We start from the raw sequence: 12,930 nt of genomic DNA, 5'->3' as shown, positions 1-12,930 counted from the left end.
TGTGCAACGCAAAGCGCGGGCGATCCTGCGGTTCTTTTCCGGAGGTGGGCAGAATATGCTGTGCTTTCGAAGGAGACCGGCAGCAAATCACGGGCGGGTCTGCGACCCTTGTGCGAAAGACATGAGGAGACACGGATGGGCGCTCACAAGATTGCATTGATCCCCGGTGACGGGATAGGAACCCCGGTTACGCAGGCGGCTTGGCAGGTCGTTTCACGCGCTTGCGCGCTTGGTGGCGCTGAATTGGACGGAACATGGTTCGACTGGTCCTGCGATACCTTTCTGAAGACCGGGCGTATGATGCCGGAAGACGGGATCGAGACACTTCGTGGGTTCGACGCCATCCTGCTCGGCGCCGTTGGTTGGCCGCAGAAAGTTCCGGATTCGGTTTCGCTGCATGGGCTGCTTCTGCCCATCCGCAAGAATTTTACCCAATACGCCAACATCCGTCCGCACCGGCTTCTGCCAGGAGTGGTTGGCCCGCTGCGAGCCGGAGATTTCGACATTCTCTGCATCCGCGAAAATACCGAGGGTGAATATTCCGGTGCCGGTGGCCGCGTGCATCAGGGCACAAGCGACGAAGTGGCGGTCGAAACCTCGATCTTCACCCGCAAGGGTGTGGAACGCATTCTCCGTTTCGGTTTCGAACAGGCTCGCAAGCGCCGCGGCAAGCTGGCTTCGGTGACCAAATCGAATGCCCAGAAATATTCGATGGTGTTCTGGGACGAAGTGACCGATCAGTTGGCCGCCGAATATCCGGATGTCGAGGTCTCGCGGTATCACGTCGATGCGATTGCCGCCCGTTTCGTCATAGCACCCGAAACGCTCGATGTCGTCGTCGCTTCCAATCTGTTTGGTGATATCCTCACCGATCTCGGTGCCGCCATCCAGGGGGGACTCGGCTTTGCGGCTTCGGCGAATATCAATCCTGACCGCAGCGCGCCATCGATGTTCGAGCCGGTTCACGGTTCGGCGCCGGATATCGCCCATCTCAACATAGCCAATCCGATTGCAACGATCTGGTCGGCAGCGATGATGCTCGAGCATCTGGGCGAAACCGCATCGGCCGCCCGTGTGATGGCTGCGATCGAAGCGGCCACTGCAGCTGGAATCGGCACCCAACCGGGCCAGAATTCGACCGGCGAAATCACCAAGGCAATCATCAATCAGATGTCTTGATAGGCGATGAAGGTAACGCGCCTGCTCCGTTATTCTGGAAACAGGGTGCGCAGCGGCAGGTGCCGTTTCACGAAGGGTGATTTCATAACGATGAAGCTGAAATATTTGTCGATACCGATCTCGGCTTCGAGCAGGCGCTCCATCAGTTCCTGATAATCGGAAATACTGGCTGTGACGAATTTCAGCAGATAATCATAGCCGCCGGAAATGAGATGGCATTCGATTGCCTCCTCGACCTTTTCGATCGCCTGTTGAAAACGCGAAAAATCGTTCTGGCGATGATTGCTGAGCGTCACCTCGGTGAAAACCGTCACGGTGGGGCCGAGCTTCGCCAGGTCGATATGGGCGGAATAACCGGTAATGTAACCGACCTGCTGCAGCTTTTTCACCCGCATCAGGCATGGGCTGGGCGACAGGTGAACGAGGTCGGCAAGTTCAACATTGGTCAGGCGGCCGTTCTTCTGCAGCTCGTGCAAAATCCGAATGTCAATGCGATCAAGCTTCACGTGCGTTCCCTTGTTTTATCGAGCCTTTGAGACCATCCCCGGAGTGATATCCGGGCCTTGGCGATCCTGCCGGAACACGAAGAGCGTGTCGCAGGCCTCCCGTTACCTCTCTTATGTCATCCCAGCGCTTGGTTGGCCAATCCATACACCGTCAGTTCCGGCTCTGTGCCGACCGGCTCCAACTGCATCGTGGTGACATGATCAATAAGCGCAAGCCCCGCCTGTTCAAGCGCCGCCTGCAGGGGGCCGTTCGGATGGCGGGTATCCATGCGCAGAAAATTGCCTTCGTGCAAGGCGATCAGCGGCCGGATCAGACTGATGGCATCTTGTTCGCTTGCTGCCACGACCGGGCCGAGCACATGACCGCGGCCAAAGCGGCGACACAGAGCATAGCCGTGGATCTTTCCATGGTCTTCCAGAACCATCGCTTCCGACAGCGGCAGAAGATGATCGATCACATGGCTGCGGTCCGATCCGAAACCACGGCGATCGGTCTCGATGACCGCCTGCCGATCCGCATCTGTCATCGGGCGCACACGGGCGTCTTCGCCCGGTAGTGCGATGGCCACCCCTTGATGTTGCAGTACCAGCGCAAAGGGCTGAAAACCCATGGAAAGGTAGAGATTGTATGCCGCCTTGGTGGCATTCAGGCGGCGTACCTTGCCTTTTGTCCGCTGCAGCATTTCATCCATCAGCCATCTGGCGGCGCCATGATTCTGAAGGCGTGGCGAGGTGATCACCATGCCGATATTGGCAACGCCTTCGCCGAGTGGAAACAGCATGGCAGAACTCACTGGCCTCCCGATCTCATCGAACGCGATGACCCCTTCACCAAGCGCCAGCGCAACGGCCCAATCTTCCGGGCGATGCGGCCAGTTCACGGCAATCGAAAGCTCATGCAGACGCGGAATGTGCTTCTCTTCCATAGGGACGAGCTGAAGCTCGAAATTGTCGATTTTTCTCGTTTCCATCCCGGTATCCGCTTATGGCCGCCTCTAACAGAACGACAGTCTAGAGACGAACGGCAGCATTTTCCGCGCTTTAATCTTGGTTACGCATCATTTTCTTCTGCAGCGATTTCAGCAGGCCGGCGCTCAAGGCGCAAATGCGCAGTATCTACGGCGGGCCAAGGCCGATACGGCATAAATGCCCACGCGCTTTCCGTTAGCCTGTCAGCACCATGGCCGGGCTCCCGCCGTCGGCCGATTGCTCAAGAACGGATGGACCTGCGCATGACACTCTCCTTTGATCCTGCCACGCTTCGTCTCCCGAAAGGTCATTATATCGGCGGCCGTTACGTCGAAGGCGCAGACGCGCTGGAAATCCTGCGACCGAGCGATGGCAAACCGCTGGCTGCCATCCCGGTCGCCGATGCGGCCCTGGTGGACGAGGCCATCCGGATTTCGGCGAAGGTGCAGCGCGAGTCCGATTGGGCGACCTGCATGCCCCGCGATCGCGCCCGCGCCCTGCATCGCTGGGCTGACCTCATAGACGAGGACGCCGATTATCTGGCCCAGTTGGAGGCCGTGTGCTCGACAAGACCGATCACCCAAGCGCGCCAAAGCGATGTGGTCGCCTGTGCCGACCACATCCGCTTCTTTGCCGAGTTTGCCGACAAGGCTGGCGGTCAGGTGGTTCCGACGGCCAACGCGCAGATGGGCATGATCCTGCACGAGCCTTATGGCGTGATCGGCGCGATCGCTCCTTGGAACGTGCCGCTTTCGATGGCCGCCTGGAAGCTCGGACCGGCTCTCGCCGCCGGTAACGGCATCGTCATCAAGCCCTCGGAAATGACGCCTTTTTCGACGCTCTATCTCGCCGAGCTGGCAGTGAGGGCTGGCATCCCCGCCGGTCTCGTCAATGTCGTGCTCGGGGATGGTCCAGTCACAGGCACTGCCATCACCACGCATCCGTTGGTCGGCAAGATCAGTTTCACCGGCTCCACCCGCGCCGGTGCGCAAATCATGCAGGACATTGCCCGCACCGGCATCAAGCCGATGACGCTTGAGCTTGGTGGCAAGAGCCCACAGGTGGTGTTTGCCGATGCCGATATCGATCTCGCCGCCGCCTGTATCGCCCGGTCGATCACCGGCAATGCCGGTCAGGTCTGCGTGGCCGGATCGAGGTTGATCGCCGAAAAGCCGGTGGCGGAAGAGCTCGCTGCCAAGATCGCTGGTCATATGACGGCGATGCGCCCGGGCAAGACATGGGATGAAAGGACGATCTACTCGCCGATCATCTCTGAGGCACAGATCACCCGTATCGAAACGATCGTCGATGCCGCCCGCTCTGCCGGTGCCGAGATCGTTGCCGGTGGCTGCCGGATGGAATCCGATGGCTATTTTTATGCTCCGACCATCCTTGCCGGGGTGGACGAAAACAATCCGGCGGTGACGGAAGAGATTTTTGGGCCTGTTCTCAGCATCCAGACGTTTGAAAGCGAAGAACAAGCCACTGCACTCGCCACGCATCCGACTTACGGTCTGGCATCGGGTCTATTCACCCGCGATCTATCGCGGGCGATACGGATGTCTCGCAAGCTTGAAGCCGGCACCGTCTGGGTCAACCGCTACGGTCGTTCCCGCGACATGATCCTGCCGACCGGCGGCTACAAGAGTTCGGGCCTTGGCAAGGATCTCGGGCGCGAGGCTTACATGGGCGCGATGCGCACCAAATCGGTCCTCATCGACCTCTGATTCCGCAAACGCACAATGGCCCGGTGCGACCCTGGCCATTGTGCGTTTGTATCGACATCTTCAACGTCAGGCGTGAGCGAATTTGCGCACCAGTTCCGGGTCCTGCTTCAGGTTGTCGAGCCATCCCGGATCGAGCGTCGGCAGCGACGAGGCCAGCAGTTTCGTGTAGGGGTGACGTGCCTCGGCGTGCAAATCGGCCGCCGCAAAGGTTTCCAGCTTCTTGCCGCCGAACATCACCATTACCTCGTCGCAAAGCGATTGCACGGTGTGGATATCGTGGCTGACAAACAGATAGGATAGATGCAGTTCGCGCTGTAGCTCCTTCAGCAGTTCCAACACCTTGGCGGCAACGACGGTATCCAGCGCCGAGGTGATCTCGTCGCAGAGCAGCACGTCGGGCTTGGCAGCCAACGCACGGGCAAGATTGATACGCTGGCGTTGACCACCCGACAGTTCGCGCGGAAGCCGGTGGCGGAACTGCGCCGGCATGCGAACCATGTCCAGGAGTTCGATCACCTGTTTGTCGCGCGTCTCGCCCTTCATGCCGTGATAGAAGGTCAGTGGCCGGCCGATGATGTTGCCGACTGTCTGCGCCGGATTGAGTGCGGTATCCGCCAATTGGAAGACGATCTGCATTTTGCGCAACTCTTCCTTGCTGCGGGCACTGACCTGCGGCCGAAGGTCTTTCCCATCGAGAACGCAGGCGCCGGAAGCCGCCGGCAGCAGGCCGGCGGCAACGCGCAGAAGCGTGCTCTTGCCGCAACCGGATTCGCCGATCACACCGAGCGAATGCCCCCGTTGCAGGGCAAAGCTGACACCGTCAACCGCGATGATATGCGGCTTGCCGTCGCTTTTCATATTACCGTAGCCGGCAACGACATCGCGCATTTCCAAGACCGCACCATTGGCGAGGCGCGATCCGGCCGCTTTGGCTTCCACCGGCTCGAAAGCCGAAATCAACGCCTGCGTATAGGGATGCGCCGGGGCTCCGACGATCTGCTCAGTCTTGCCGGCTTCCTGAATCTCGCCGTCCTTCAACACGATGATGCGATCGGAAATCTGCGCCACGACCGCCAGATCGTGAGACACGTAAACGCCGGTCATGCCGCGGTCGAGAATAGCCGACTTGAACGCCTTCAGGACCTCTATCTGGGTGGTGACATCGAGTGCCGTCGTCGGTTCATCGAAAACGACCAGCTCCGGGTCTCCGAGCAGTGCCATCGCTGCCGCCAGGCGCTGTATCTGGCCGCCCGATACCTGATGTGGATAACGGTCACCGATCGTTTCTGGCGAAGGCAGAGAGAGGCTTCTAAACAGGCCGATCGCCTTGTCACGCGCAGATGCCTTGTCGAGAATGCCGTGAATTTCGGCAACTTCGACGACCTGATCCATAATCTTCTTGGACGGATTGAATGAAGCTGCCGCACTTTGCGGAACGTAGGACACTTTGTTGCCGCGCAGTTTTCGACGCGCGCCTTCGTCGAGCGTGATAAGGTCGACGCCGTCAAACAGCACGCGGCCGCCGGAAAAATGGCAGCCCGCACGGGCATAAGCAAGCAGCGACAGAGCGATCGTCGTTTTGCCTGAACCGGATTCGCCGATCAGTGCCAGCACCTCGCCGCGACGGACATTGAAGGAAACACCTTTGAGGATTTCTATAGTGCGGCCGCTGTCGGTGGTGGCTGTAACCCGAAGGTCTTTGATACTGACCAGCGTTTCGCCCGCGGTTTTTGGATATTTGGTCATGGTCTACTCCAACTGGTCGCGGATGCGCTGCGGCAGGTTATCGATCAGAAGATTGATGGCGAGGGCAAGGCTCGCCAGCGCCAGTGAAGGCACGACCACGGCCGGCGATCCGTAGGAAATGCCGATCATGTTCTCGCGCACAAGCGCCCCCCAGTCCGCGTTGGGCGGCTGCACGCCAAGACCAAGGAAGCTCAGGCCCGACAGAAGCAGAATGATGTGTACGAAACGCAGGCCGAGATCGGCCATGATCGGTCCGGCGATATTCGGCAGGATCTCGTGGATCATTATATAAAAATGTCCCTCCCCGCGTGCCCGGGCAGCGGAGATGAAGTCGAGAGCATTGACGTTGACGGCCATCGAGCGGGTGAAACGGTAGCATCCAGGGAAGAAAATGACGGTGATGGCGCCGATCAGGATCGGAATGCTGGAGCCGCCGCCTGCAACGATGACCAGCGCCAGTAGCAGGTTGGGAATGCCGACAAATGTATCGATGGCACGGCTGAGGATTGTGTCGAAGACACCTCCGAACGCTGCCGCCAGCAGGCCGAGTGTGATGCCGATCAGCGCGGCAAGAATTAAGCCAACGAAAGCGATGCCGATCGTATAGCGCGTGCCGACGATCAGGCGGGAATAGATGTCACGGCCGAGATAGTCTGTGCCGAGCCAGTATTCTTTGCTCATCGGGCCGAAATAGTCGTAGCTGACCATATCGCCGGCCGGATAATGAACCAGCAGCGGCGCAAAAAGAGCGACGATAATCCAGAACAGGACAACGAGCAGACAGACAGCGGCGATGGGCCGGATCTGGAAGCGGATCTTGCGTCGTGGCGCGGTGGAAACGGTCATCAACGCAACCTCGGATTGGACAGGATGGCGATGATATCGGCGGCGGTGATCAGCACGAGATAAAAGCCGCAGAAAATCATCGAACAGGTCTGGATAAGCGGCATGTCACGGGTAGAGACGCCATCCACCATCAATTTGGCAAGGCCCGGATAATTGAAGACCGTCTCAACGATGATGACGCCGCCGAGAAGGCCTGACATGCTGAGCGCGACGGAATTGACGATGGGCGCGACGGAGTTCGGTAGCGCATGGCCCAGCACCATGCGGCTGCGCGAGGCGCCCTTAAGCATGGCCATTTCGACGTAAGGAGTAACCATGGCATCGGCGATCGCTGCGCGCGACAGGCGGATCATCTGTGAGCAGCTGCCGAACACCAGAACCGAAACCGGCATGATGTAGGCAAGCACAACAGTATGCAGGTCCGCGGTGGTCGGAATGAAAGACAATGCCGGCAGCCACTGCAAATAAACCGACAGCCACATGACCAGCAACGTGGCGATCATGAATTCCGGGAAGGACACGAGCATGATGGCGACGGACGAGATTGCCCGGTCAAAAATTGAACCCTTCCAGATCGCCGCGAAAATGCCAAGACTGAGCGCCAATGGAATGGTGATCGCCATGGTGACGGCAGCAAGCGTGAGCGAGTTGGGGAGACGTTCCGCCACGAGACTTGCAACCGGCCGGTCGGACACGTGCGAATATCCCAGATCACCAGTCAGCAGGCCAAAGATCCATTCGAAATACCGCAGGATGGCTGGCCGGTCGAGGCCGAGCGTTTCCCGCAACTGCGAGGCAGCCTCCGTCGTCACGGCTTGGCCGAGCAATTCCTGCGCCGTATCCCCAGGCAGCAACTCCGTGATGAAGAAGACCGCCAGCGATACGAGGAACAGCGATAGAATGGCGACCGCCAACCGCCCGCCGATCATCTCAAGGATGCGTTTATTCATATAGGCTGCGCCTCTTGCTCAGTCAGGGAATCCAGTGCCGCAAATCCGGCAAACAGGATGCGCGGTCTCCCGCGCATCCTGTTTGATCAGGCATCAAGCCAGACGGTATCGGCAATATTATAGCCCTGAAGCATGCCGAGCGGATGCGGATTGAGACCGCCGACCTTGGTGCTCATGGCATCGGCGCTGGCGATATAGGCGGGGATGATCGTTGCGGCGTCCTTTGCCACCATCGCCTGCATCTCGCCGTAGATCTGCTTACGCTGGGCTTCGTCCAGAGAACCGCGCGCTTCGAGCAGCATCTGGTCGAATTTCGGGTTGACGTAGCGGCTCTCGTTCCAGGCGGCATCCGACTTGTAGAGCAGCGAGAACAGGATATCGGCGGTTGGGCGTGCATTGATATTGCCGAAGTGGAACGGTGCCTTGATCCACTGGTTCGACCAGTAACCGTCAGCCGGCATGCGCTGCACGTCGATCGTGACGCCAATCTTGGCGGCATCCTGCTGCAGCACCATCGCCATGTCCGGCGAGGCCTTGGCGGCTTCCGAACAAACCAGCGGGATGCCGACACCGAGAAGGCCGGCCTTTTCGAAATGGTGCTTGGCGCGTTCCGGGTCGAAGGCCGGCGGCACGACTTCGGCGTTGAAATACCTGCTGGCACGCTGGATCGGCTGATCGTTATGCGGCTCGCCGAAACCACGCAGAACCGCGCGGTTGATGGCATCGCGGTTGATGAGGGCGCGAACGCCGTCGATGAAGTCCTTCTTCGAACCCGGCTCCATGTCCATGCGGATATTGAGATTGGTATAGCTGCCGCCGGGCGCGACCATCAGGCGCAGATTAGGGTTGGCCTTGACGAGCGGCGCCGAGCGGGCATCCATCGAAGCGCCGATATGGATATCACCCGAAAGCAGCGCATTAAGGCGGGCGTTTTCATCCGGAATACCGAACATCTCGATGCTGTCGACGAAAGCGGCATCCGACTTGAAATAGTTAGGGTTGCGCTTCCCGACGGTGCGGATGCCGGGCTCGAAAACTTCCGTCATGTAAGGACCGGTACCGACTGCCTTGGTGAACTCCGTCGTGCCATCGGGGATGATGACGAAATGGTAGGTTCCGAGAATGGCCGGAAGGTCGGCATTGGGCTGATCGAGTTCGATACGGACCGTATTCTTGTCCACAGCTTCGATCTTGGTCATCGCCTTGGCAAGGGCATTGGCGCGCGAGGTCAGTTTCGGATCGACATGGCGGCTCAATGAATAGACAACGTCGGCGGAATCCATCGTCTTGCCGTTGTGGAAGGTGACGCCTGTCTTGAGCTTGATCGTCCACACCTTGGCGTCCGTCGTATCGAAGCTTTCGGCCAACTCCATCTGCGGCGTGAACGAGTTATCAAGCACCGTCAGCTTGTTGTAGAAGGTCGACATGCGCATGTAATCTCCCTGGGCGGAGGCGCGCACCGGGTCCAGCGTATCGGCCGTCGAGGTGGAATTGAGCGCGACGCGCAGTGCGCCGCCGCGCTTCGGCGTCTGGGCAACAGCATTTCGTGCTGAGCCGGCGAACATGCCGGCGGTGGCGGCAACGACGCCGCCGGCGGCCAGCATGCGAAGGAGATCGCGTCGGGTCGCACCGCGACGAATGGCATTCTCGACTGCGCTGTCGTCGTTCCGGCTAAAGCGGGACTTATCGAACTGATGTGTCATGGCGATGCTGTTCCCTATTGTTATTGATTGGAGGGTTGCCTTTGCATCTTTGCCCTCCCCGAGGGAACTGGCAAAAAGCAGAGAAACTCCGCCCGCTCACTATGGCGCGCCATTCGATGAAAGTTACGCGGTTTTCAGGACTGCGACCGCATAATGTTTTATGAAATGTTGGCGGACAGGCGTTGTGTGCTGTGCGTCACAGTTCACCCCCATTTCACCTGTGGCCTGTTGATTATGGGATGGTCTGCCCCTCCGAGGGCATTGAGTGGTTCCGACCGGCGTGGTGCATTGATTCCAACCCGGAGGAAACCCGTTCTTAGATGACGATGACTATGCTGCCTTTGCCTAGCTCCGGGCGGATTTCAGGGGCTGTGGCATTTCTGCAGGTCGATATTATCCACCAACTCCGCCATGCTTTGTTAGCGCCCGTTGTGGACAGAAGAGGTACGCGCCTGAGTGTTGCCCCGTAAACCAATTCCTGTCTCAACGGGACATGCCGGATTTGATCGCTTCTCCCGCAAATGCCTCGCCGCTTTGCACCTGGGGGAGGTCGTAATTTCTACGCGACTTCGCTTTCATTTTCAGCAGGGACAGCAATTCATAGCCTCCCGTCCATCGGCCGAAGCCGCTCCCGATGTTGATATGACCGGCTGGCCCAAGGTTTCTGACCTGCGTCTTCCAGAGGCCGGCGTAGAGCGACAGGCTTTCCAGAGGCATATAGATATCGTTCAAGCTTCCGACAGTGATTGTTGGAAAGGGCAGAGCGCGTGTGGGCATCCGGCCAAAATGGATTGCACCTGGATGGAGTTTTTCCGTCGTCGATAGATCGCACGGCGCAACCAGCAATGCACCTTTGATCAATCTCGCCGTGGGCCTGTCTGCACATTTTGCCGCCAGCAGGCAGCCAAGACTATGGGCGACGATGTAGGCTGGTCCTTCGTGAATCAGCACCTCTTCAAGGCGGTTCGTCCAGGCTTCAATTCTCGGAGATTTCCAGTCGTCCTGCTCTACCAGCCGGCTTTCGGTGTTATCACTAAGCCAGAACCGCTGCCAATGCCCGTCATCGGACCCGTTCAACCCAGGCAAGATCAGGGTGGGTGTCATATGTTTGTTCCTCACTGTTGAGCGCCGTCAGCTTTGGAAATAGGGAGACCGCTCCAGTGCCGAGATTTCCTGTGAAATCTCGGTTATGCGCTCGCGCAGATCACACCGTGCCCGGTAACCCATCCTGGAAAAACCTGCGTCATCCAGGTCCAGTTTCGCTTCCAGCTGATCCCTCAGGGTCTGAAGGCGGTCAAAATGTCTGATCAGGCTCATTATGTCCTCACGTCTGCAGAGCGCTTCCCATGACCTGCCGATCCGGGTAGAGGGAATATTATTGTCCATAAATTCAGTAGACAAAAGAAACGACCGGCTATCGATGATCGCGATTGCGGAAATTCGCCACTGCTGGTCATGGAGTGCGTAGAAAAACGCGACGGCGAATGTGTTTTTCAGCTTCCGGCATGGCGTGGACATCCATGCCTGCCGGGACCCTCCGCCTGCGGAGGCTTTCCCCATGCCCCATGAGCCTCAGCGGATGGACAGGTTTCACTGTGGGTACAAAAATGCGGATTAGGATCAGACTTTGGACAAAACGTTTAATTTCGAGAAGGCTGCGGGATGTCATTCGTTGTTTGCAGGTGTTGCATCGAGCATACTGACAACGGTTGAAGTTCCAGATGCCCTCTCCTCCCGGGCCATCTTTTCAACTGTTCCCTCTGGAGGTTGATCCTTCAAAACTCAGGGTCTCCGTTTACTGGAGGCCCTTTTTTCTGGCTTGGTCTTGAAGCTCAGGCACATCTCAACCTGACGGGAGCCTTGGCACCCGATGGAACGTCGATTTGAAGTAGCGTAGCCCGATATCAAAGTGACAATGGAGCGATGCGGTTTGAGGGCTCCTAACCGGTTTTTGTCCGCCGGCGCAGGATCTCGATCTCATGGTGCTCAAGCGCGCGGGCTTTGCCTTTCGCCAGGTCACCCAGCTTTATATCGCCGATTGCCACCCGGATCAAACGAAGGCATTCGATATCCAGCCCTTTGAGCATTCTGCGGATTTGCCGGTAGCGGCCCTCCCGCAACTCGACTTCAAGCCACGTGTTTTTATCTCCCGAGCGCAGGATCTTGACGGATGAAGCGCTGAGCATTTCGCCGCCCTCGCTGATGCCGTGGTGCATCTGGGCAATCATGTCATCGGTCGGCATGCCCTTGACCTGCACATGATAAATCTTCCCGATATGGGTGACCGGGTCGAGCAGGCGCTGAGCGAGCACCGTATCGTTGGTGAACAGCAGCAAGCCCTCGCTCGCCTTATCCAGGCGGCCGATGGGGGAAAGAAAAGGGTTGTCCATCTGTGCGAGGCAATCAAAGACCGTTGGCCGCCCTTCCGGATCGACCCTCGTGGTCACCATGCCCCTTGGCTTGTTGAGCATGAGATAAACGCTGGCTTCTGCAACAACGCGAACACCGTCGACCGCGATCAGGTCGGTATGAACGTCTGCCCATGTCAGGATATCAGTGACCACCCGGCCGCGGAGTGTCACGCGCCGTTCGGCCACCAGCTTTTCGGCCTGTGTGCGGGAGCAATAGCCAAGTTTGGACAGTGCACGGCAGATGGTTGCGCGCGCGCCGTTATCAGATGCCTGTTTTGCCAAGACGAAGTATTCCAGGAGCTTTGCTGTCTGAACTGCGTTTAGACAGGCGATATTGTTTGCTACTGCGCCGCCCATCTGCAGGGCGTTGCGCGATCAAACGTGGATGGTATCGAAATCCCGAAAAACTGCAACGGGTGCTCCATGATGGCCGAGTGATGTTGTCAGAAATCTGGCCGTCCCGAACGTCGGGCCAGGGCTTCTCAATCGTTCAGGATAAGTGCCGGTTTTCGAAAGTTTACATTCTTGCCGAAGGTAGATCACGATACGCGGCATCATGCCGTCGCATTGAGCCAAGCCTGGCCCGAAGTCAAGCCGCAAGCGCTGTCCCATGGCGGCAACTCTTCAGGCGGGGCGGTATCTTGGTGAGGATGACAAGGACAAGCACTATCCCTTTGCTGCGGCCACAACCTGATGCTATTTCGATGGAATATGGCAAATGAGGAAACCGGTGATGGCGTTCAGGATGAAGGAACCCAAGACTGCGCAAAAGGCTTGCGCTCCTACGGAGCGCATTGGCGGGAGCCTTGTGACCTCCACGGTCCGTTCCTTGGAAGGCTGCGTTGGCCAGCGACACTTAACCGTTTAAATTATGCTGCCAGCCATCCGATCCC

General features: G+C 58.3%; 11 protein-coding genes. 2 read left to right on the top strand and 9 right to left on the bottom strand.

Annotated features, from left to right (window positions below; genetic code table 11):
* Window positions 1–135: 135 nt before the first annotated feature.
* Window positions 136–1,179 (top strand): tartrate dehydrogenase, encoded by a 1,044-nt coding sequence (locus ASD36_RS24540; protein ID WP_060502361.1) that lies wholly within the window; start codon window positions 136–138, stop codon window positions 1,177–1,179.
* A 29-nt stretch (window positions 1,180–1,208) separates the two neighbouring features.
* On the opposite strand, the gene ASD36_RS24535 is transcribed toward ASD36_RS24540, so the two are convergent.
* Both ASD36_RS24535 and ASD36_RS24530 read right to left on the bottom strand, forming a co-directional pair.
* Entirely contained in the window at window positions 1,209–1,685 is a 477-nt protein-coding gene (locus ASD36_RS24535) for an Lrp/AsnC family transcriptional regulator (RefSeq protein WP_060502360.1), read from the bottom strand.
* Between the two features lie 116 nt (window positions 1,686–1,801).
* Window positions 1,802–2,656: a GNAT family N-acetyltransferase gene (locus tag ASD36_RS24530; protein WP_060502359.1), complete on the bottom strand. Its 855-nt coding sequence runs from the start codon at window positions 2,654–2,656 to the stop codon at window positions 1,802–1,804.
* 261 nt (window positions 2,657–2,917) lie between these two features.
* Here ASD36_RS24530 and ASD36_RS24525 point away from each other — a divergent pair, with 261 nt between their 5' ends.
* Window positions 2,918–4,381 (top strand): aldehyde dehydrogenase family protein, encoded by a 1,464-nt coding sequence (locus ASD36_RS24525; protein ID WP_060502447.1) that lies wholly within the window; start codon window positions 2,918–2,920, stop codon window positions 4,379–4,381.
* 66 nt (window positions 4,382–4,447) lie between these two features.
* On the opposite strand, the gene ASD36_RS24520 is transcribed toward ASD36_RS24525, so the two are convergent.
* The 7 genes from ASD36_RS24520 to ASD36_RS24490 form a co-directional block, all read right to left on the bottom strand.
* A complete protein-coding gene (locus ASD36_RS24520; protein ID WP_060502358.1) occupies window positions 4,448–6,127 on the bottom strand; it encodes an ABC transporter ATP-binding protein in 1,680 nt (559 codons plus the stop codon).
* 3 nt (window positions 6,128–6,130) lie between these two features.
* Complete coding sequence (locus tag ASD36_RS24515) at window positions 6,131–6,973, bottom strand: ABC transporter permease (RefSeq protein ID WP_060502357.1); 843 nt, start codon at window positions 6,971–6,973, stop codon at window positions 6,131–6,133.
* Window positions 6,973–7,923, bottom strand: a complete 951-nt coding sequence (locus tag ASD36_RS24510; RefSeq protein ID WP_060502356.1) for an ABC transporter permease — start codon at window positions 7,921–7,923, stop codon at window positions 6,973–6,975. Before ASD36_RS24510 ends, ASD36_RS24515 begins: the two co-directional genes overlap by 1 nt.
* An 86-nt stretch (window positions 7,924–8,009) precedes the next feature.
* Window positions 8,010–9,626, bottom strand: coding sequence for an ABC transporter substrate-binding protein (locus tag ASD36_RS24505; protein ID WP_060511935.1), 1,617 nt, complete (start codon window positions 9,624–9,626; stop codon window positions 8,010–8,012).
* 483 nt (window positions 9,627–10,109) lie between these two features.
* Window positions 10,110–10,730 (bottom strand): alpha/beta hydrolase, encoded by a 621-nt coding sequence (locus tag ASD36_RS24500; protein WP_060511933.1) that lies wholly within the window; start codon window positions 10,728–10,730, stop codon window positions 10,110–10,112.
* Window positions 10,731–10,757: 27 nt separating this feature from the next.
* Complete coding sequence (locus tag ASD36_RS31585; protein WP_244489869.1) at window positions 10,758–11,144, bottom strand: hypothetical protein; 387 nt, start codon at window positions 11,142–11,144, stop codon at window positions 10,758–10,760.
* A 422-nt stretch (window positions 11,145–11,566) separates the two neighbouring features.
* Complete coding sequence (locus tag ASD36_RS24490; RefSeq protein ID WP_244489868.1) at window positions 11,567–12,319, bottom strand: pseudouridine synthase; 753 nt, start codon at window positions 12,317–12,319, stop codon at window positions 11,567–11,569.
* Window positions 12,320–12,930: the final 611 nt, after the last annotated feature.

Origin of the sequence: Rhizobium sp. Root1334 (assembly GCF_001426665.1) — a bacterium.
Classification (GTDB): Bacteria; Pseudomonadota; Alphaproteobacteria; order Rhizobiales; family Rhizobiaceae; genus Pararhizobium.
Note: the sequence above shows the minus strand (reverse complement) of the source record. Positions and strands in the feature narration are given on the sequence as shown.